Genomic DNA, 20115 nt, shown 5'->3' on the forward strand with positions numbered 1-20115 from the left:
TAATCTAGCGATGAGCCAACTGAAAGTATACCAGTATTCTAAATGCAGCACCTGTCGTAATGCAGTGAAATGGCTGCAAAACAAGGGGCATGAGACGGAACTGATTCCTATTTTTGAACAACCGCCCGGCCCGGGGGAATTGGAAGACTTGATTAAAAAAAGCGGGCTGGAACTGAAAAAGTTTTTCAATACGAGCGGTGAAGTATACAAAGAGTTAAAGCTGAAAGATAAGCTTGGAGACATGAGCCGTGAAGAGCAAATTTCGCTTTTGTCCTCGAATGGAAGATTAATTAAACGCCCGATTGTAACTGACGGGAATAAAGTAACGGTAGGATTCAAAGAGGAAACATTTGAGGGGACATGGGGAGCTCAGTAAAGCCCAATTTACCCCCACATTATGTTATACTGTGAGGGTTAAATATTATGATGAATGGGAGCAATACAATCTGTGACACAACGCAATGAACAATCCGTAATGCTGGTTGACGGCATGGCCCTGCTTTTTCGTGCTTATTATGCAACCGCTGCAAACGGTTATATCCGTCGTACAAAAGCTGGAGTACCAACGAACGCCATATATGGTTTTATTCGATATTTTTGGGATGCAGTTCAAACCTTTAATCCTACACATGTCATTTGCTGCTGGGATATGGGTGGAACGACATTCCGTGGGGAACATTTTGCTGCGTATAAGGGCAACCGTGCCGACGCGCCAGATGATTTGATTCCTCAATTTACTTTGATCCGTGAAGTGACGGACAGCCTCGGCATTCCCAACATTGGGGCGGAAGGCTTTGAAGCGGATGATTGTATCGGTACGCTCGCACGTCATTATTCGCAAAATGAGGATATGGATGTCATGATTCTCTCGGGAGATCATGATTTACTTCAATTGGTAGATGAGCGGACACGGGTCATTATTATGAAAAAAGGGCATGGAAATTATATGGTATATACCCCGGAGACCCTGCTGTCAGAAAAAGGGCTTAAGCCGCGCCAAGTGGTCGACCTCAAAGGCTTGATGGGTGATGCAAGTGACAATTACCCGGGAGTACGCGGAATCGGTGAGAAAACTGCCCTCAAGCTGGTGCAGGAGTACGACTCCATTGAAGGCATTCTGGAAAATCTGGATCAATTGACTCCATCGGTTCGTAAAAAGATCGAGAGTGATTTGGATATGCTGCATCTTTCACGCAAACTTGCTAAGATTCACTGTGATGTGCCTGTTGCGTGTGCTTTAGACAGCTGTCTGTTGACGCTGGATCACGTGCAAATTGTCGATAAGTTTGAGCAGCTTGAAATGAAGAGCTTGTGTACGTTGATGGGTGTCGCAACCGGATCATAATGAAGCTGTTAGGCTTGTGCTGTGCATTTCAGGTGGACTAAGTTATATAGGGATGCTGGCGCTTGGTGCGTTAGTGTCCTTATTTGTATACAACTAACTCAGCTTAGATATATAACCATGTGAAGGATTTTATACAATTGTGATAAGGGGATTGACCTTAGGCTCGTTTCAGGTGAATATAATGGAGAGAGATCATGGAGAGGGGATTACAGCAGCTATGACAGTATTGGGAGCAATTGAGGCAGGCGGTACCAAATTTGTATGTGGAATTGGAAATGAACGAGGAGAGGTATTGGAAAGAGCAAGCTTTCCAACAACGACTCCAGCAGAAACCATGGAGAATGTCATTGCATTTTTTGAAGGCAAGGGGATTGAAGCGCTGGGCGTAGGCTCTTTCGGACCGATTGATCCTATCGAAGGCAGTGATACATATGGTTATATTACAACAACGCCAAAGCCGCATTGGGGAAATTATAATCTGATTGGCAAACTGAAGGAGCATTTCGATGTACCTATGGGGTTTGACACGGATGTGAATGGAGCAGCACTGGGTGAGTCCATTTGGGGTGCGGCTAAAGGATTGGACAACTGTCTGTATATTACAATAGGTACAGGCATCGGAGCGGGTGCTTTGGTTGGCGGAAAGCTGGTACATGGATTATCCCACCCGGAAATGGGACATATTTTGGTACGTCGTCATCCAGAAGATCACTATGAGGGCACATGTCCATATCATGGAGATTGTCTGGAAGGACTGGCAGCGGGGCCAGCACTCGAAAAAAGATGGAAGGTTAAAGGGCATGAGCTTTCTGTGGATCACCCGGCTTGGGAAATGGAGGCCCATTATCTGGCACAGGCTTTAATGAGCTATGTATTAATCCTGTCACCGCAAAAAATTATTATGGGCGGCGGAGTCATGAAGCAGGATCAATTGTTCCCGCTCATTCGTACCAAGCTTCAACAACTTTTAAATGGGTACGTACAGCATCCGAGTCTGACTACAGAAATTGAGCAATATATCGTATCTCCGGGCTTGGGTGACAATGCTGGATTGTGCGGTGCTCTGGCTTTGGCCAAGGAAAAGCTGAATTCTTAGAATTTATGGTTGACGGTATTCCGAGGTCCGGTTATCATATAGGCAACAGCATAGTACGGATCAAAAAGGGAAGCACCTTTCTTGCGAATACGCAGGATAGGTGCTTTTTTTGCGTTGTGTATTGTGCGAGTCAGTCATTTTAACCTTATGAGGGAGGAAGAACCATGGAGATTGTATTTTTAAATCGCTTGTCCAAACGGAATGAACAGGGCTGTGAGGAGTTTGCGCAGGTATGGATCGGACAACATGAAGGGGGATGGAGTGCAGGCTGGAGCACACATCATGTACCAGATGAAAGTATAGACGACCTTTGGTATGAAGGCAGTTTGTGGCAGGAATTACTGCATGTATACCGTCATGAGCTGGCACTCAAGATGGCTGAGGGCTACAGGCCTCTAATTCATGGCGTTTTTCATGAGCAAGAAGGATCATCAGGACGTGGACAAACGCTACAAAAGCTGTATTGCTATAGTGATTTGTTTCCGCGTGATGAGGTGTATGAACAATTAACAATGTGGAGACGGCAAAAGGCAGCAACTGAGCGAAAAGCACCTTATTTTATCGCTACGAATCGACTACTTCGACTCATCAGCGTCTATCTTCCTCATACCGAAGAAGAATTGTTAGAACTACCTGGTATGGGCCTGGGTAAGGTGTCGCAATATGGGACGGAGCTATTGGCTATAACGAAACAAAATGATCGGACCACGCCCTTTCCGCTGAACTGGGTAACAGAGATACTTGAAGAAGAAGTTTTTTTGTCATGGCTGTACAAGCAAAAAGAAAACCAGTACAGACAGGAACTGAATAAGTTTAGCCTGACTAGAGCGATTATCGAAGGCATTTCGGACGGTCTTTCACTGGAGCATATCGGAATGAAGACAGGCTTGCACCGTCGAGAAATGATTGAAGCTGTGGAGCATTTGGATAGGGATGGAATGGATATGGAGAAGCTGATCCGCAAGGAATTGGCACATGTATCAGAGGAGGAGCAGGCAGCCATCTGGTCTGCTTATGCAGAGTTGGGAGATACGCTGCTCAAGCCCATTATGCTAAAAGTGTATGGAGAAGAAAAAGCGACGGAAGCAGGGCTGGATCAAATTTATGAGCGACTGCGACTGATTCGTATACGGTTCCGCCATCAGGAGGTACCTGACCGACATGTTGGATAATATAGAGACGATTGAAAGTGTCCTAAAGTACAAATAAGGTGCAGCATAAAAAAAAGCAGCAGCGAGTTCCTCATAGGACTCGGCTGCTGCTTTTGATGACCAAGCTTGAAAACCAAATAATTCAAACCCAATCCTTCTTGCGGAAAATACAGAACATACTGACACCTAGTGCCACCATAATCCCAATGACGACAAAATAACCATAACGTGTATGAAGCTCAGGCATATTATCAAAGTTCATCCCATATATTCCGGTAATGACCGTCAACGGCATAAATACGGTTGTAATGGCGGTAAACACACGCATGATTTCATTAGCACGGTTGGCGATACTTGACTGATAAGCTTCTCTAAGGTTCCCCATCAAGTCGCGATAAGTTTCGAAAGTCTCCGAAATTTTCACAGCATTTTCATAAATGTCGCTAAAATATTTTTGTAGTTGATCGTCGATAAGCCGCAAATCCCGTTTGTTCAGGGTATTGATGACTTCCTTTTGCGGGCCGAGCACTTTTTTTTAGCCATAGAATCTCACTGCGCAATCCGATGATTTCGTTCAAGTGCGACTTTTTCGTATGCATTAGAATGTCTTCTTCCAGCTTTTCAATACGAACTTCAATCCGGTCACCAACCAGAAAATAGTTATCAACGATCAAATCGACCAACAGATACATAAAACGGTCAGGCTGGCTAACTTCCTGCTCCCACAGCATAGGCTTGAGAGTACGAAGCTCATTGATTTTCTGCTTGGTCACCGTAATGATAAAATGGCGGCCGAGAAAAATGTTCAAAGCACGCAAAAATATTTCTTCATCATCAAAACGAATACTATTTACAACGATAAAATAATGGCTTTCATAAATTTCAATCTTTGGACGCTGTTCTTCTTCACTCAAACAGTCTTCTACTGCAAGATCATGCATAGAAAATAAGGGCTGAAGCACTGTCAGATCCTCGACATCGGCATCAATCCAATAAAAGCCTTCTGCCGGTGCAGTGAGCGCCATTTCAATTTCTTCGACAGGGGTAAAAACCCCGTTGTTAACCAAACGGATTTTCATATATGTCACTCCTTATGCTCCGTCGTAACGGAAATACGTTTACCTTAAGCATAAGGAATGGACTCAGTTAGCCAGTTAGCCGGTGCAGGTAAGCGTGCATACCATCAAAAGCAGAAGGCTTTTGGAGCATGCGGAGCCTGGCGTCCCGTCTTTCGGCAAGCTGAAGTCATTCCTATGCTGTTGTTCAGGGATCGCCGCCTATTCGGACTCGGGTCGCCTTCCATTCCGGATTCACCTCACAAATGTTCTTTTTTAGGTTGCCACAGTATCGAAGAAAACACTCTAATCTACACTGTTGCACCGTATTTTTGCCTATTAGCACTTGTATAGTATAACGCTCGGCCTACGGCCTTTCAAGGGCAAAATCATGGGCTAAATCAACAGCAGTCATATGAGCTTCTGCGAAAGGGGGCATATGATTTAACCTATGGAAAAGGTAGACAAAATGTGAATGCAGGGCACAAATTTACAAGTCCATCTTGACGAAGCCCAGCCGATGCATTAAAGTGAACAACAAGAACTTTGTGAACCCAAAATGAATATAGCGAAATCTTATCAAGAGCAGGTGGAGGGACTAGCCCGATGATACCCGGCAACCGGCGATTTTTATCGCACGGTGCTAATTCTTGCAGGACTCGCGCTTTGTACAAAGAAGCGTAGCCCTGACAGATGAGAGAGGCGCATATGGATACAAATATGACCTTTCTCTAACCGAGAAAGGTCTTTTTATTATATGCCCGGCATCTCTACCAGACGATTTTCGCACAACTTACCGATCAAGGAGTGAGTTTACATGCCGATTAAAATTCCAGATACACTGCCTGCTAAGGAAGTACTGGAGGGCGAAAATATTTTCGTAATGGACGAAAGCCTGGCTTATCATCAGGATATTCGTCCGTTGCGCATCGCCATTTTGAATTTGATGCCTACGAAGGAAACAACGGAAACCCAACTGTTGCGTCTGGTCGGCAATACGCCGTTACAAGTGGATGTCACGTTGGTGCATATGAAGTCACATGTATCTAAAAATACATCGCAAGAATATTTGAACATGTTTTATAAAACGTTTGATGAGATCAAGAACAGTCGTTTTGACGGCATGATTATTACAGGAGCCCCCGTAGAACAACTTGAGTTTGAGGATGTGACCTACTGGCAGGAGATCCGGCAAATCTTTGAGTGGACGAAAACAAATGTTACTTCGACCATGCATATCTGTTGGGCCTCACAGGCAGGCTTATACCATCATTTCAATGTTCCGAAATACGGGCTCGACACCAAATGCTTTGGGGTATTCCCACACACCGTTATTAAACCTAAAGTGAAACTGCTACGCGGCTTTGATGAACTGTTTTATGCTCCCCACTCTCGGCATACCGAGGTTCGGCGGGAAGATATTGACCATATTGCCGAATTAGAAGTTTTATCCGAATCCGAGGAAGCTGGAGTGTACCTGGTAGCCACGCTTGATGGTAAACAAATTTTTGTAACAGGGCATTCAGAATATGACCCACTTTCGCTGAAATGGGAATACGATCGCGATATAGCCAAAGGACTGGATATTGACGTCCCCAAAAATTATTATCCTAATGATGATCCTGGACGCATACCGCCCTCGATCTGGCGGGCTCATGCCAATTTATTATTTTCAAATTGGCTTAACTATTATGTATACCAAGAAACACCTTATGATATCGGACCTCAGATTTAAAAATGGGCTTGTAGTTTACCCTTATACAGTACCACCTTGCAGTAGCGCAGCAGTATAGTCTTGGACATCCATTTTTGCAGCATATGTTATAGCACCTACTATGGAAGTGAACAGGAGGATTCATATGAGTGAGAAGCAGTGGAAAATCGAAAGCAGATTGGCACAAATCGGTTCAGTAGAGGAGCCAGTAACCGGGGCTGTTAATTACCCGATTTACCAATCTACGGCGTTCCGCCATCCCCGTCTGGGTCAAAGCACAGGGTTTGATTACATTCGGACGATTAATCCCACGCGAAAGGTACTGGAAGAGGCTGCTGCTGCACTTGAATCTGGTGATGCAGGCTTTGCTTGCAGTTCAGGTATGGCAGCACTGCAAACGGTATTTGCTTTGTTTGGACAGGGAGATCACCTCATTGTATCGCTGGATCTTTATGGCGGGACCTATCGTTTGCTAGAGCGTATTTTATCCAAATTTGGTGTGACCGCAACTTATGTGGATACAAACGATCTCGAAGCACTCCAACAGTCATGTCGACCGAATACCAAAGCCGTATTCATAGAAACGCCTACCAATCCGTTAATGATGATAACTGATATTCAGGCAGTGGCTGCATGGGCATCACAACATGAGTTGCTTACTATTGTAGATAATACGCTGCTAACACCATATTTCCAGCGGCCATTGGAACTAGGTGCGGATATTGTGGTACATAGCGCAACCAAATATTTGGGCGGACACAACGATGTGCTGGCAGGGTTGATTGTAAGCAAAGGAAAAGAGCTGTCAGCTGAAATTTCCTTCCTGCACAATTCCATAGGGGCCGTGCTTTCCCCAAGCGACTGCTATCAGTTGATGAAGGGGATGAAGACGTTAGCGCTACGTATGGATCGACATGAGCATAATGCTACGGTGTTGTCTAATTATTTACTGACGCATCCAGCAGTGGCGGAAGTATATTACCCGGCGCTTGAGGGCCATCCAGGTCGTGAGATACAAAATAAACAATCCAGCGGAAACACGGGTATTTTCTCTTTCAAAGTAAAGGATGCTCGCTATGTGGAGCCTTTGCTTCGTCATATTAAGCTTATTGCGTTTGCCGAAAGTCTAGGCGGTGTGGAATCGCTAATGACCTATCCTGCTGTGCAGACACATGCGGACATACCGGTAGAAATTCGGGATGCAGTCGGGGTAGATGACAGGTTGCTTCGTTTCTCTGTAGGTATCGAGCATACGGATGACCTGATTGAAGATTTGCGTTCGGCACTGGAAGCGGCACGTCAAGAAGTAGAAGGAGGGGAGCAGCAATGATAGAGGATGCGAGGAAGATCGGAGAGGATCTGGACAAAGGGCGGAAATTCGCAACCAAGCTGCTGCATTTTGGCTCTGAAATTGACAGTGTTACAGGGGCATCGAGTGTCCCGATCTATCAAGCTTCGACCTTTCACCATCATGATATTTTTAATCCCCCACAGCATGATTATAGCCGTTCAGGTAATCCGACACGACAAGCTTTGGAAGATTATATCGCCTTATTAGAAGGCGGAGCTTGCGGTTTTGCCTTTGCATCAGGTATGGCTGCCATCTCCACTACATTTATGCTCTTATCCGCTGGTGATCATGTCATTGTTTCGGAGGACGTATATGGAGGAACATATCGACTGCTGACCTCCATCTTGAAACGGATGAATATCGAAACGACCTTCGTTGATATGACGGATCTCAACCTTGTGAAAGAGGCGTTGCAGGAAAATACAAGGGCTGTGTATATGGAAACCCCGTCTAATCCGACCCTCAAAATTACCAATGTAGCTGGAATAACCTCATGGGCAAGGGAAAATGGACTTTTGACGTTATTGGATAATACTTTTATGACACCTTATTATCAACGTCCGATTGAGCAGGGAGTCGATATTGTATTGCACAGTGCGACCAAGTTTTTGGGTGGACACAGCGACGTACTGGCAGGGCTTGCGGTAGCTCGTACCGAGTCGTTGGGGAGACAAATCAAGCAGCTTCAGAATGGATTAGGTACTGTGCTGGCACCGCAAGAGTCTTGGCTGCTCATGCGTGGTATGAAGACACTGGAGGCACGTATGGCTCACAGCGAAAAAAGTGCAGCTAAGCTTGCCAATTGGCTAAACGAGCGCAATGACATTGAAGCGGTATACTATCCGGGCCTGGAAAATCATCCAGGGCGTGTGATTCATGAGAGTCAATCGAGCGGTTATGGTGCAGTGATATCGTTTGATGTGGGTTCGGGTGAACGTGCAAAAGAGGTCCTCAGTCGCGTACGTATTCCCATTGTGGCGGTGAGTCTGGGAGCTGTGGAAAGTATCTTGTCGTACCCAGCAATGATGTCACATGCGGCTATGCCGCAAAGTGTACGGTTGGAGCGCGGGATTACAGACGGACTACTTCGTTTCTCCGTAGGTCTGGAGGACATTGATGACCTGATCCGTGATCTGGATGAGGCGCTGAGCTAGAACGTTAGCACGTCCATAGCATCTCAACGTTATACGAAGGAAGCAAATAGGTACAGCCCTAAGCAGCAGGTTTCCGGTATTCAGGAGACTTGCTGTTTTCTACATGAATGACATGATAGACAGTGTGAAAAAAGGCACTTTTCAGTCTAAGTATGGTTCCTTACCAAAAGATATGTTAGTATTATCATTAGGTTTTACTATGCTAAATAGCACAGACAACATACAAGGCTAGTCATGAACATACATTACGGCAGGGTTCGAACGCAGGTTTGTGAAAGCATTCTCGTTCATAAGTCCTGTCTTTCATTTCGTCGCCCTGTGACAGCGAAGGAGGATACACCATGAGTGTAATCGACCATATTTTAGATAAAGCCCTACGCGGCGAACGCCTGAATTTAGAGGATACCGTTGCTTTGTTCGAATCAGACGAGGTTGAAAAAATAGGTCATGCGGCGAATAAAGTCATGAATCGCATGCATCCCGATCCCATAAAAACCTTCGTCATCGGACGAAATATTAACTATACGAACGTGTGTGACGTATACTGCCGCTTTTGCGCATTTTACCGCAGACCGGGTTCCGATGAAGGTTATGTTTTGCCGGATGAGGTGATTTTCCAAAAAATTAAGGAAACGCAGGATGTAGGTGGCACCGAAATCCTAATGCAAGGCGGTGTAAATCCAAACCTGCCGTTCAGCTATTATACCGATTTGCTGAAAGCTATTAAGGAACGTTTTCCAGATATTACAATGCACTCCTTCTCACCAGCTGAAATTCACAAAATGAAGGAAAAATCCGGCCTATCCATGGAGGAAACGATCCGAGCCATTCATGAAGCTGGATTGGATTCGCTGCCGGGTGGAGGCGGAGAAATTTTGGATGACCGTACACGCCGCAAAATTAGCCGTCTCAAAGGCTCCTGGCGTGATTGGATGGATGTCATGCAAACAGCTCACAAGGTTGGGATGAACACAACGGCTACCATGGTAATCGGATTTGGCGAGCTGATGGAGGAGCGTGCGCTGCATTTGCTGCGTGTCCGTGATGCTCAGGACGAATGCATTGAAAACAAATATAATTCTGAAGGATTTCTGGCCTTTATTCCTTGGACCTTCCAACCAGACAACACGAATTTGAAGAAAGAACGCCAGACGCCAGAGGAATATTTGAAGACTGTAGCGATCAGTCGTCTTGTTTTGGATAACATCAAGCATATCCAGTCTTCATGGGTAACGATGGGACCGGAAATCGGTAAAAAATCACTGTACTACGGTTGTGATGATTTTGGCAGCACCATGATTGAGGAAAATGTAGTTTCCGCTGCGGGAGCAACGTATAAGGTTAACATCGAATCCATTTTACAGTTGATCCGTGAGACGGGTCACATTCCGGCACAGCGCAATACCCGTTATGATATTATTCGTACTTTTGACAGTGCCAGCAGTATTGAGCATGACTTTATTATGCAAAATTAATATCAGCTAATATATCGTACATTACAAAACGCTTATCTTTCACTATCCTATGTACAAGGATAGTGAAGATAAGCGTTTTTGTGCGGAAGAGTGGATACTACAATATCTTTAATCATTTTTCTATTATGGTTAATATATTTGGGATTTGCTACGTTTCCCATCGCTTCATATACATGATCTCAGCCTGTGGGTCTGCCATTTGGATGGCCGCCTTAAAGCGCTGCAAATCCAAAAGATGAACACTGTAAATGATGACCATTTGTTCTTTTTTATCTGATTCGCTTTTAATCTTGCCCTTTATCTGGGCGGCAGAACCTTCAATAGGTGTGCTGTGTAAACGCAACCTGCGATATATGGCATCTTCGACAGTTGGCTGTTTTTTGCTGACAACACAGACCATGCGTCTCAGACCAGTAAACATCAGCCGAGTCGTTTCATAGGCAGCGAGACAGGATAAGGCGGAATAGAGGGCTGGCTCCCAGCCTAACACAAAACCAGCCGTAATGAGCAGCAGGCCATTACACAACATTACGATCTGTATTAACGGAATTTTCCGATGAATTAGCAACAAAGTGGATGGACGGCCATCGTCAGATTCGCTGAGTCCTAATGAATCAAGCAACCCCCCGTGACGAGCTGTCAGCGCTGCGCCAAGTCCAATACAGATTCCGCCTCCCAAAGCGCATACGACCGGATGGCCGCTCACTGCCGGAAAAGGCGAGAGAATGATGGCTGAGCCTGAAAAGGCAAACAAGCCAGGGAGTGCGCGAAGCAGCATGGGTTTGTGAGTAGACAAAGAATACAGCAGCATTAGTGGCAAGTTTAAAACGAATAGCAGTAACCCAAAATGCTCCTGTGTATAAAGCGACATGAGTCTGGAGATTCCCGTAACGCCTCCAGCGATCATATCATGCGGATGTAAAAACAATTCCAGACCGACGGATGCCGTAATTCCGCCAATTACCGTATAAAAGACAGGGAACCTGCTCGCATCTCCTGAAGCGGGCTTCACAAGCCGCCTCATAAAGTTTCGGCATGTTTTACAACGTGCGGCATAGCCTTCCCTCCTATGGATTGTCGTATCCAGCTTTTACAGTTACGCCGATTTGCTTTCTTCCTTTCGTAAGCGAGGGTCCTTAAATTTGAATATTTTGTTTAGCATATTAAAGATAGGCTTTGACTGCTTTGTCAGAAGCGGTCCAAGAATGGCCAGTATGAGTACATAGATGGCTGCAAAAGGTTGAACAATATCAAGCAAACCGCCTTCTTTACCCAAGTTGGCCATGATGATCGAAAATTCGCCTCGCGCCACAATAGTCAAACCGATATTTGCGGATGCTTTGGGAGATAGAGACGCTGTACGCCCAGCCAGCATACCCGCCCAAATGTTACCAAATAGTGTGAGAAGGACTGCTGCCAGCGCAAGCCATATGGCGTTACCTCCTAGAGACAGCGGATCAATGGACAGTCCGAAACTGAAGAAGAACAGGGCACCAAAGAAATCGCGGAAAGGAACAATTAAATGCTCAATCCGTTTGGCGTGTTCCGTTTCGGCCAGTACCAGACCGACCAGCAGGGCTCCAATAGCTTCTGCTACATGGATCGTTTCTGAAAAACCAGCCACCAGAAACAGTGAGCCAAAAACAACGAGGCCGAATACCTCATTGGAGCGGATACGGAGAATCCGATTTAGCAGAGGGACGGCCTTTCGACCGATAATAATAACTGCAAGCATAAAGCCAAGTGCGATGAGTGCCGATAGCAGTACACCCCCGAGCGAGGAAGAGTCGCTAAGAACCAATCCGGAGAGGATGGAGATGTAGACGGCGAGGAAAACATCCTCAAACATAATAATACCTAAAATCATTTCTGTTTCAGCATTAGCGGTACGCTTGAGATCGACTAGCACCTTGGCTGCAATCGCACTGGATGATATTGTCGTAATTCCGGCAATAACTAGTGTCTCGGCTACAGGAAAGCCGCTCAGGAAGCCGAGAGCCAGCCCCAGTGTAAAATTGATGCCAATATAAATGGTACCGCCCACAGCAATGGAACGACCTGATTTAATCAACCGACCTACTGAGAACTCCAGCCCTAGGTAGAAGAGAAGAAACAGCACTCCGATTCTCCCCATAAAATCAATAAACGGGGCGCTTTCGATAAACCGAAAATCAAAATGCCATAGCTCCATCGCATGAGGTCCAACTGCCATTCCGATCAGAATATAAAAAGGGATGACCGAGAAGCGCAGTTTGGAGGATATCAGCCCCGCTGCAGCAATTAGAGCAATAGCCAATCCAACCTCAAATACCAGATGATCCATCCAATCACCCGCTTCCGTTCATAAGGATTTGTTTAAAGCGTTTCTGCTGGTCACGTTCTCCAACAACAACTACAGTGGCATCATCGCTAATAATCACTTCAGGGCCAGGATTTACATATTTTTTTCCCTTTTTCTCCACAATGGCAATAACCGTGGCACCCGAATTTTGCCTTACATCGAGCTCCCCAATGGATTTGCCTACACTTGCATAGTGGGATTCCACTCTGTACCATTCGATAATAAAATCGTCAAATGTCATCTCTACACTTTCGAGCTGCTTGGGCTTATAAGTCATACCACCGATGATGGAGGCTACTAATCGTGCTTCCTGATCATTCAGGGTCGTCATAGAAATGCTTTGTTCCAGATCCTCGTAATCAAAGTGATATAGCTCACGTCTGCCATCATCATGAATAATAATGACAATTCGGTCGCCACTCTCCGCATCAATTCGATACTTAATTCCGATTCCTGGCAAAATAGACTCTCGAATATCCATTTATAAAGCCTCCTGTATAATACGTTTATTTAAGTGAATGATATGGGAAATAAATCACATACTTTGGAAGTCATATGAAAAATTAGATTGCATTAAATTTTAAATAAAAATGGAAAATTAAATTTTACGCAGTAGATGAATAGGAAAAGTTAGCAAAGAGACATGCAAATATGGTGATATGCATGCTAAAAGGAGGTTAAGCCACATAACTAGAGGTAAATTTGATGGGGAACAAAAACAATTGTTTCTTTAGCTTACAGATGACAGGAATAAAAGGCAGACGTAGCTTAGGAATGCTCATTAGCAGCACAAGCGCTATCAGAATGACAAAGGGAAGTGATTTAGCCGCAGCGATCACCAGATGCAGTAATGGGGAGGATTTGCGCACCGCTGGTTTGGAATGATGTTCCAGACCGTGAGAATCTGTTTCTAACGAAGTAACATCAGCATGAAGCATAAGTGAAGATCCCGAAGTAAACTGAAGGGATTGAGTGGTATCTTCCGCGTGAAACGTCACAGGAAGGGACAAAATCTGAACGAGGCTCAATATGACGATCATGAATGTGCGCAGCATGTTCAGCATCGTTGACATCTTATCTCCTCCCTCTTGTGAAAAATTCATATCACTATAACCTTAACATACCCCGCCCTAAATATTCAAACGTCTTTCGGTTTTTACCTAATCACGGTAATTGTTTATAACACGCTTAACGTCTCTTTGAAACCTGATCAGCCTCTTTTGCATATGTCTTTTTGTTTCCAGTCGTTCACTTCGTATAACCCTTCAGAGGCCGCCATATACTGAAAGCAGTGATCGAAAGGAGTGAGCCAATGGAACTGTTTACAGTGTGGACCAATACAGACGGAGATCAAGAAACCGACCGTTTTTACGAAGTGGTCAAAAGTAGAACCAAGGGACTACATATGTCACGGCGCGGATTTCGATTCACTTTCAGACAGCTGGACAACAAAGTGGCATGGACCTGCAAGGGCACTGAAAGCAATTCAGCGTTTGAAAGCTTTCTTCCCTGTGTATACAGCATCATGTCTTCGGCAATAGCGGATTATATTATCGAAGTCAGGGAGTGGGGGATTCTCGATCATATTCTCAACAAAGCCTGCTCGTTGCTGGAGAAAGAGGACGTTGAACAAATTCGTAGCATGATTCGCTCACTGTTAAATGATGATGGTCCCCGAGGACGTTTAAAGCGCCATGGTAAGCTGACCACCCTCTTGGAAAAGGACTTTAAGGAGCTTCGTGTAATCAATTTGGAAGGGCTTATTCAATTCAGACTGCATGCGTATAAAAAAGAGCTTGAAGAAATCGTTGACTATGCGATGGAAGAATTCTGGGCAGATCGGCAATACGAAGAATTTATGGGGCTGCTTAAATATTTTGTGTTTTTTCAGGAGAGCAAAGTTCCACTCGTGCATGTACTTCACCAAGGCGGGCATGATTTTATCATTCTCGATAGTGCCATGGTGCCCATACCGACTCCTGATGCAGATGATATTATTGTTGAAATGCCCGGTATTGAACTGGAGATGGAGGTAGAGGATCGAATCGTCAGCACTCTTATTTCGATATCCCCTGCTTCCATTATATTGCACACAGACGATGAGCACACCCCTATTGTACGGACGCTCTTGCATATTTTTGAAGACAAAGTAAAGCTGAGCAGACTTTATCCGGGGCAGGATGTTCAAAAATAATTAATAGTCCGTATAAACTCATGGATTTCTGGAAAGCCTTTGCCTCAAGGGGAGGTTTTTTATGAGATCCATGTTGGTATGGAAACGGGTTTTGGGAACCATGTTAATCGCAATCTGTCTGGTATTATCCGGCAATGAGGTTTACGGTCACAAAGAACCGGTCCAGCATAAGAAATGGCAATCCGCACCTGTTATAGCTCCACGCGAAGAGCAGGTTATTACGACCATGACAGTCACGGCAACAGGTTATACAGCAGGGTATGAATCCACTGGCAAACGGCCGAATCATCCCGGTTACGGTATTACGTATTCCGGTGTAAAAGTGCGTCGTGACAAAAATACACTGTCCACGATTGCGGCTGATCCGAAGATGTTTCCTTTGGGCAGCATATTGTACATTCCAGGTTACGGTTACGGGATTGTAGCAGATACAGGTTCAGCGATTAAGGGCAATAAAATTGACTTGTATTTTAAAACAATCCGGCAGGTGTATTCTGAATGGGGCAAGAAAGATGTGGATGTTCAAATCATAAAAAAAGGAAACGGCAAGTGTACCGAAAAAATGATAAAATCGCTGCAAAAGGCGATAGAAACGCATAAGACCATTCCGCCCGAGACACTGGATGCTTCCATATAATCCTTGAATATTGTTTTTCCTGACTTCACATACTATGTTTCGGGATGAGCTTATCCCGCAAACCATACTGGGAGGTCGAGGAATATGCCAAATCAAGGCGGTAGTTCTTTCATGAACAAAGGCTTCAAGGCAAACACAGGAAATCAGTTCAAAGCGGAATTTGCACAGGACGATACGGTAGGCGTTGTTTCTCAAAAGGTGAAGCAGTCTGAACAAAATAAAATTCAAGACAACTTCCAAACACCAAATGAGAAGTATGATGAAGAATTTGCAACAGATCAAGGCGGTACAAGTGCAGTAGCGCAAAAAGTTCAAAACTCCAGTCGCAGCAAAATTCAAAGCAATGCACAAACACCGAACGAAAAGTTCGACGAGAACTTTAACACAAAATAAAAAGCATACTCAACACGAAATGCTCCGGATTGAATTCCGGGGCATTTCGTGTTGAGTAAAAGTGGCTAGATACAATAGGTCTGAGGTTTTATCTCCTTTTTAATTTTTTTTAAGGTGGAATTAAGGTTTAAAGTGCAAAATAAAGTCAGCTAAACAACACCACCTTGAAGCATAGGGTTTGGGAGGAGATATACAATGGACGAATTTAAAAATAATAATTCCGGGCGCCGGAACGACAATGATCAGGTTGATAACGATAAAACAACTCGGCCAAACGATTCAAATGGTTCCTCATATTACTATTCCTATGGCCCTTTCTCCTCAGTGCAGTCGGACGGACAACGCAGGGAAGGGCAGTCGGTGGAGAACGTTGAGATTACGCCACCGCAGGCAGTGAGACCGCTTCCTTCCTCTTATCAACGTGCTATGCCTGAGCAACAGGATGGTTCTGGTCGGAATAGCGGCAACTGGCAATTTAAACCGAATAAGCCCAAATCGCAGGTAAAAACGATTTTGTTATCTTTTTTAGCCGGAATGCTGGTCATTACGGTATTGATGTATACAGCTGACCGAACCAATATGTTCACACCGGAGACAGCGTTGACTTCGGCAGCAGCTGAAAGCGGAGAAACGACGAATTCGGGAACCACTAACTCGTCTCCCAGCGCAGTTCCGGCTGTGATGCCTTCAGGTACGGCTGATGTTCAATCTGTTGTAGCCAAGGCTGGCCCGGCAGTCGTCAAAATTGAAACACTTGCCAAGCAATCAAGTGCTGGAAGTGGCAGACAAAGCAGCCCTTATTACAATGACCCGCTGTATCAATACTTTTTCGGTAACCAGTATGGGGATAGTGGCAGTAGCGGCAACAGTAATGAAAATGAAGGCAGCAACAGTGGACAGCTGACTCCGCTGGGTATTGGTTCCGGTTTTATTTTTGATAAATCGGGTTACGTCCTGACTAACAACCATGTTGTGGAAGGCGCGAGTGTGGTACAGGTTACAGTAGAGGGAACCAACAAGCCTTACGAAGCCAAAGTTTTGGGCAAAAATGCAGATCTAGATTTGGCAGTTCTTAAAATTGAAGGCAAAAATAACTTCCCGACCGTAACCTTGGGAGACTCCGATAACGCTAAAGTCGGCGAGTGGATGGTTGCAATCGGTAACCCAGAAGGCTTTGAGCATTCGGTAACAGCCGGTGTGCTAAGCGCGAAAGAACGTACCATCACCATTAATAGTGAGTCAACTGGAAAACCGACACAATACAAGCATCTCATTCAGACGGATGCCTCCATTAATCCTGGTAACTCTGGCGGACCGTTGTTAAATCTGCAAGGGCAGGTTATCGGTATGAACGTAGCTGTTAGTGCAGATGCACAGGGGATCGGGTTTGCAATTCCGTCCAATACGATTTTGGAAGTCGTCGATAAGCTGAAAAATAACCAGCCTATTCCAAAAGAACCTGTACCTTTCATTGGTGCAAGTCTGTTAAACTTGAGCCCTGAAGTAGCCAAGGAATTGGGTACATCTCTGACCGAAGGCTCGGTTGTTCGGGATATTATATACAAATCACCAGCATATCAGGCCGATCTACGTCCTTACGATGTAATTATCGGAGCTAATGGCACGCCTTATAGCACATCACAGGAGTTAATTCAATTCATCCAAAAACAAAAAGTGGGTACAGCACTTACGCTTAACATCGAACGAGCCGGGCAGAAAAAAGATATTCAGCTGAAAATAGGCAACAAAAATGACTTTAGCTCGACTCTTCAGCAGTAAGAGAATAACTCTAGAATTGAACACGAACGTAAGAAACGGAAGGAAAACGACCCTTCCGTTTCTTGCTGCATTGGGTGGCAAGATGCTACACGCGTTTACTCCTGCTACAATAGAGGGAAAAGAAGAAGAGATAAAGGAGTTTGATCGTGTATGCGTTCTACTATTCTGATCATTGATGATGATGAAAAAATTGTATCCATGCTGCGTAGAGGGCTGGCTTTTGAAGGATATGAAGTGCTGACAGCCGCCAATGGAGCAGAGGGATTAAATAAAATGCTAACGGCTGAGCCTGATTTGGTCGTGCTCGATGTAATGATGCCGCAGGTCGATGGTTTTGAGGTTTGCCGTCGTATGCGGGAGGGGGGAAGCACAGTACCTGTCCTGATGCTTACAGCCAAGGATGAGGTGGAGAACCGGGTGAAGGGTCTGGACCTGGGGGCTGATGATTATCTCGTGAAGCCGTTTGCTCTGGAGGAGCTGCTGGCACGCGTACGAGCGCTTTTGCGGCGTAAAACTGAACAGCAGGACAATAATGGGAATCGGCTTACCTTCGAGGATTTACAACTGGATAACGAATCACGTGAAGTAGTTCGTGGTGGCAAACGCTTGGAACTGACGGCCAAAGAATTTGAACTGCTCCATCTGTTCATGCAAAACCCAAAACGCGTTCTGTCGCGTGATCTGATTATGGATAAAATTTGGGGCTATGACTATAGCGGAGAATCGAATGTGCTGGAAGTATATATTGCCATGTTGCGACAAAAAACGGAGCAGGATGGTGGCAAACGGCTTATTCGTACCATTCGGGGAGCTGGCTATATTTTAAGAGGTGATGTGTAATATGTCTATTCGGTGGCGGCTGACAGCTTGGTATTCGAGCATCTTGGCTATAGTGCTTGTCATTTTTGGTCTGGCTATTTACGGACTAGTATATTACTACACATATAATGAAGTGAAAAGTCAGCTTATGACTCAGGCGCCACAGATTAACAAGCAATTACGCCTTATTATAAAAGGGGGATTGTTTGAGGTCCCTAATCTGGATTTGGGATTGGAGCAGGGGCGTGGAATAGATGACTCACAGCTCTATGTTCAAATTTACAATTATACGTCCGGTGTAACCAAAACGACCCAAAATATGAAAGACCTCAGTATCACCTTCCCTGTTCCGTCTACAGCGGCAGGAGCAGTTCAAAATGAAGGAATTCGGCGTGTGAACGTAAATGGTGATTCCTTTATGATTATTCAACAGCCGATCAAATCCGAGGAGTTGGGCTTGGTGGTCGGGCTGCTACAGGTAGGGCAATTCACGGGTTCTCAGGACCGACTTATGAACAGGTTACAAAATGTGCTTGTGTACGGTTCACTATTTGCCTTACTCGCTGCTGCGACCTCTGGTCTCTTCCTGGCTCGTAAATCTATGAAGCCGCTGGTTAAGGTCATTGAGGGGGCCAATCAGATTCAATCGAGTAATGATTTGAGTGTTCGGATTGAATATGACGGACCACCAGATGAAATTGGACAATTGATCGGGACGGTTAACAACATGCTGGGGCGTACAGAAGTGTTCTATAAGGAACTTGAAGATGCATATGGTGCGCAGCGCCGGTTTGTGGCCGATGCTTCCCATGAACTGCGCACACCTTTGACGACGATTCGTGGCAACGTTGATTTTCTGCTCAAAATGTGGACTACCGAACCGGGCGAGCGACCGAATATGGATGAAGCCATGATTCGCGAGCTTTCCATGGAGGCGCTGAATGACATGGCGGATGAAGGCAAGCGAATGAGTCGCTTGGTGAGCGATATGTTGTCACTCGCAAGAGCGGACACGGGGAAAACATTCGATAAGATGCCTGTTGCGCTGGAGCCGCTCGTAAACGAGGTTGCTCGTCGTGCTCAGTTTTTGGAGCGAACGGCCGAATGGAATGTGGGCGACTTTTCGTTGTTGAATGGTATTTATATGGACGGAAGCAAAGATTATTTGCAGCAAATGCTATTCATTTTCATTGATAATGCTTTTAAATATACACCTGAAGGCACAGTCCGATTTGATGCGATTGTTTATCAGGGTCAGGTGGGGCTACGGATCAGTGATACAGGTATTGGTATGGACAAAAGTGAGGTTCCCTTTATTTTTGACCGGTTTTACCGGGCAGATGAGTCACGCGGCGTGACGGAGGGAATTGGCTTGGGATTATCTATTGCCAAGTGGATTATTGATGAACATCAGGGGTCTGTGGAAGTGGTTACGCGCCAAGGAGAAGGAACAACCTTTGTCATTTGGCTTCCTGTCAGCTTTTCCGCGCCTTTGGAATAGGCTATAATAGGAGGAGAACTACATCATAGAATTGGCCGGTAGAGGCATAAAGGCCTGCAGCTGTCCAGTTACTGGAGCTGTATACTGTGTCGAAGAAAGTGGGGGCTATT

At 45.2% G+C, this 20115-nt stretch carries 18 protein-coding genes, 1 pseudogene and 1 riboswitch; of the genes and pseudogenes, 14 read left to right on the plus strand and 5 right to left on the minus strand.

The window, feature by feature from the left end:
* Window positions 1-10: 10 nt before the first annotated feature.
* The 4 genes from C400_RS0108420 to C400_RS0108435 all read left to right on the plus strand — a co-directional run bounded on the left by C400_RS0108420 (window position 11) and on the right by C400_RS0108435 (window position 3613).
* Window positions 11-376 (plus strand): arsenate reductase family protein, encoded by a 366-nt coding sequence (locus tag C400_RS0108420; RefSeq protein WP_017426644.1) that lies wholly within the window; start codon window positions 11-13, stop codon window positions 374-376.
* A gap of 72 nt (window positions 377-448) precedes the next feature.
* Window positions 449-1345, plus strand: a complete 897-nt coding sequence (locus tag C400_RS0108425) for a 5'-3' exonuclease (protein WP_017426645.1) — start codon at window positions 449-451, stop codon at window positions 1343-1345.
* Between the two features lie 217 nt (window positions 1346-1562).
* Window positions 1563-2441, plus strand: coding sequence for an ROK family protein (locus C400_RS0108430; protein WP_031463162.1), 879 nt, complete (start codon window positions 1563-1565; stop codon window positions 2439-2441).
* 164 nt (window positions 2442-2605) lie between these two features.
* Window positions 2606-3613 (plus strand): HRDC domain-containing protein, encoded by a 1008-nt coding sequence (locus C400_RS0108435; protein ID WP_017426647.1) that lies wholly within the window; start codon window positions 2606-2608, stop codon window positions 3611-3613.
* 121 nt (window positions 3614-3734) lie between these two features.
* Here the strand turns inward: C400_RS0108435 and corA are convergent.
* A pseudogene (gene corA, locus C400_RS0108440) lies at window positions 3735-4671 on the minus strand (magnesium/cobalt transporter CorA).
* A 549-nt stretch (window positions 4672-5220) separates the two neighbouring features.
* A riboswitch (SAM riboswitch) is annotated at window positions 5221-5347 on the plus strand.
* A gap of 117 nt (window positions 5348-5464) precedes the next feature.
* On the opposite strand from corA, the gene metA reads away from it, so the two are divergent.
* From metA to mqnC, 4 genes are all read left to right on the plus strand, one after another.
* Entirely contained in the window at window positions 5465-6382 is a 918-nt protein-coding gene (gene metA, locus C400_RS0108445; protein ID WP_017426648.1) for a homoserine O-acetyltransferase MetA, read from the plus strand.
* Window positions 6383-6506: 124 nt separating this feature from the next.
* Window positions 6507-7691, plus strand: a complete 1185-nt coding sequence (locus tag C400_RS0108450; RefSeq protein ID WP_017426649.1) for a PLP-dependent transferase — start codon at window positions 6507-6509, stop codon at window positions 7689-7691.
* Complete coding sequence (locus C400_RS0108455) at window positions 7688-8866, plus strand: aminotransferase class I/II-fold pyridoxal phosphate-dependent enzyme (RefSeq protein WP_017426650.1); 1179 nt, start codon at window positions 7688-7690, stop codon at window positions 8864-8866. The genes C400_RS0108450 and C400_RS0108455 overlap by 4 nt, the downstream gene beginning before the upstream one ends.
* Before the next feature lie 341 nt (window positions 8867-9207).
* Window positions 9208-10341 (plus strand): cyclic dehypoxanthinyl futalosine synthase, encoded by a 1134-nt coding sequence (gene mqnC, locus C400_RS0108465; RefSeq protein WP_016820516.1) that lies wholly within the window; start codon window positions 9208-9210, stop codon window positions 10339-10341.
* Window positions 10342-10489: 148 nt separating this feature from the next.
* Here mqnC and C400_RS0108470 read toward each other — a convergent pair whose 3' ends face one another.
* The 4 genes from C400_RS0108470 to C400_RS0108485 form a co-directional block, all read right to left on the minus strand.
* A complete protein-coding gene (locus C400_RS0108470) occupies window positions 10490-11353 on the minus strand; it encodes a YitT family protein (RefSeq protein ID WP_017426652.1) in 864 nt (287 codons plus the stop codon).
* An 84-nt stretch (window positions 11354-11437) separates the two neighbouring features.
* On the minus strand, window positions 11438-12664 hold the full coding sequence (locus C400_RS0108475) for a cation:proton antiporter (RefSeq protein ID WP_017426653.1): 1227 nt from the start codon (window positions 12662-12664) through the stop codon (window positions 11438-11440).
* A gap of 4 nt (window positions 12665-12668) precedes the next feature.
* Window positions 12669-13163, minus strand: a complete 495-nt coding sequence (locus C400_RS0108480) for a cation:proton antiporter regulatory subunit (protein WP_017426654.1) — start codon at window positions 13161-13163, stop codon at window positions 12669-12671.
* Between the two features lie 196 nt (window positions 13164-13359).
* Complete coding sequence (locus C400_RS0108485; protein ID WP_016820512.1) at window positions 13360-13755, minus strand: hypothetical protein; 396 nt, start codon at window positions 13753-13755, stop codon at window positions 13360-13362.
* Between the two features lie 239 nt (window positions 13756-13994).
* Between C400_RS0108485 and C400_RS0108490 the strand changes: the two genes are divergently transcribed.
* From C400_RS0108490 to C400_RS0108515, 6 genes are all read left to right on the plus strand, one after another.
* Complete coding sequence (locus tag C400_RS0108490) at window positions 13995-14876, plus strand: putative sporulation protein YtxC (RefSeq protein ID WP_016820511.1); 882 nt, start codon at window positions 13995-13997, stop codon at window positions 14874-14876.
* Between the two features lie 61 nt (window positions 14877-14937).
* The gene (locus C400_RS0108495) at window positions 14938-15513 is read left to right on the plus strand and encodes a 3D domain-containing protein (protein ID WP_016820510.1); all 576 of its coding nucleotides are present in this window, start codon (window positions 14938-14940) and stop codon (window positions 15511-15513) included.
* A gap of 84 nt (window positions 15514-15597) precedes the next feature.
* Window positions 15598-15906, plus strand: a complete 309-nt coding sequence (locus C400_RS0108500; RefSeq protein ID WP_016820509.1) for a hypothetical protein — start codon at window positions 15598-15600, stop codon at window positions 15904-15906.
* 195 nt (window positions 15907-16101) lie between these two features.
* Window positions 16102-17685 (plus strand): S1C family serine protease, encoded by a 1584-nt coding sequence (locus C400_RS0108505; RefSeq protein ID WP_017426655.1) that lies wholly within the window; start codon window positions 16102-16104, stop codon window positions 17683-17685.
* Window positions 17686-17835: 150 nt separating this feature from the next.
* The gene (locus tag C400_RS0108510) at window positions 17836-18525 is read left to right on the plus strand and encodes a response regulator transcription factor (protein WP_016820507.1); all 690 of its coding nucleotides are present in this window, start codon (window positions 17836-17838) and stop codon (window positions 18523-18525) included.
* Between the two features lies 1 nt (window position 18526).
* Window positions 18527-20005: a sensor histidine kinase gene (locus C400_RS0108515; protein WP_017426656.1), complete on the plus strand. Its 1479-nt coding sequence runs from the start codon at window positions 18527-18529 to the stop codon at window positions 20003-20005.
* The last annotated feature ends 110 nt before the right edge of the window (window positions 20006-20115 follow it).

Origin of the sequence: Paenibacillus sp. ICGEB2008, assembly GCF_000307675.1 — a bacterium.
GTDB classification, from domain to species: Bacteria; Bacillota; Bacilli; order Paenibacillales; family Paenibacillaceae; genus Paenibacillus; species Paenibacillus polymyxa.

What these genes read in the sequence shown, in the direction of transcription:
- C400_RS0108420 (WP_017426644.1), top strand. Translation starts at nt 11, where the DNA reads ATGAGCCAACTGAAAGTATACCAGTATTCTAAATGCAGCACCTGTCGT.
- C400_RS0108430 (WP_031463162.1), top strand. Translation starts at nt 1,563, where the DNA reads ATGACAGTATTGGGAGCAATTGAGGCAGGCGGTACCAAATTTGTATGT.
- C400_RS0108435 (WP_017426647.1), top strand. Translation starts at nt 2,606, where the DNA reads ATGGAGATTGTATTTTTAAATCGCTTGTCCAAACGGAATGAACAGGGC.
- metA (WP_017426648.1), top strand. Translation starts at nt 5,465, where the DNA reads ATGCCGATTAAAATTCCAGATACACTGCCTGCTAAGGAAGTACTGGAG.
- C400_RS0108450 (WP_017426649.1), top strand. Translation starts at nt 6,507, where the DNA reads ATGAGTGAGAAGCAGTGGAAAATCGAAAGCAGATTGGCACAAATCGGT.
- C400_RS0108455 (WP_017426650.1), top strand. Translation starts at nt 7,688, where the DNA reads ATGATAGAGGATGCGAGGAAGATCGGAGAGGATCTGGACAAAGGGCGG.
- mqnC (WP_016820516.1), top strand. Translation starts at nt 9,208, where the DNA reads ATGAGTGTAATCGACCATATTTTAGATAAAGCCCTACGCGGCGAACGC.
- C400_RS0108475 (WP_017426653.1), bottom strand. Translation starts at nt 12,664, where the DNA reads ATGGATCATCTGGTATTTGAGGTTGGATTGGCTATTGCTCTAATTGCT.
- C400_RS0108480 (WP_017426654.1), bottom strand. Translation starts at nt 13,163, where the DNA reads ATGGATATTCGAGAGTCTATTTTGCCAGGAATCGGAATTAAGTATCGA.
- C400_RS0108485 (WP_016820512.1), bottom strand. Translation starts at nt 13,755, where the DNA reads ATGTCAACGATGCTGAACATGCTGCGCACATTCATGATCGTCATATTG.
- C400_RS0108490 (WP_016820511.1), top strand. Translation starts at nt 13,995, where the DNA reads ATGGAACTGTTTACAGTGTGGACCAATACAGACGGAGATCAAGAAACC.
- C400_RS0108495 (WP_016820510.1), top strand. Translation starts at nt 14,938, where the DNA reads ATGAGATCCATGTTGGTATGGAAACGGGTTTTGGGAACCATGTTAATC.
- C400_RS0108500 (WP_016820509.1), top strand. Translation starts at nt 15,598, where the DNA reads ATGCCAAATCAAGGCGGTAGTTCTTTCATGAACAAAGGCTTCAAGGCA.
- C400_RS0108505 (WP_017426655.1), top strand. Translation starts at nt 16,102, where the DNA reads ATGGACGAATTTAAAAATAATAATTCCGGGCGCCGGAACGACAATGAT.
- C400_RS0108510 (WP_016820507.1), top strand. Translation starts at nt 17,836, where the DNA reads ATGCGTTCTACTATTCTGATCATTGATGATGATGAAAAAATTGTATCC.
- C400_RS0108515 (WP_017426656.1), top strand. Translation starts at nt 18,527, where the DNA reads ATGTCTATTCGGTGGCGGCTGACAGCTTGGTATTCGAGCATCTTGGCT.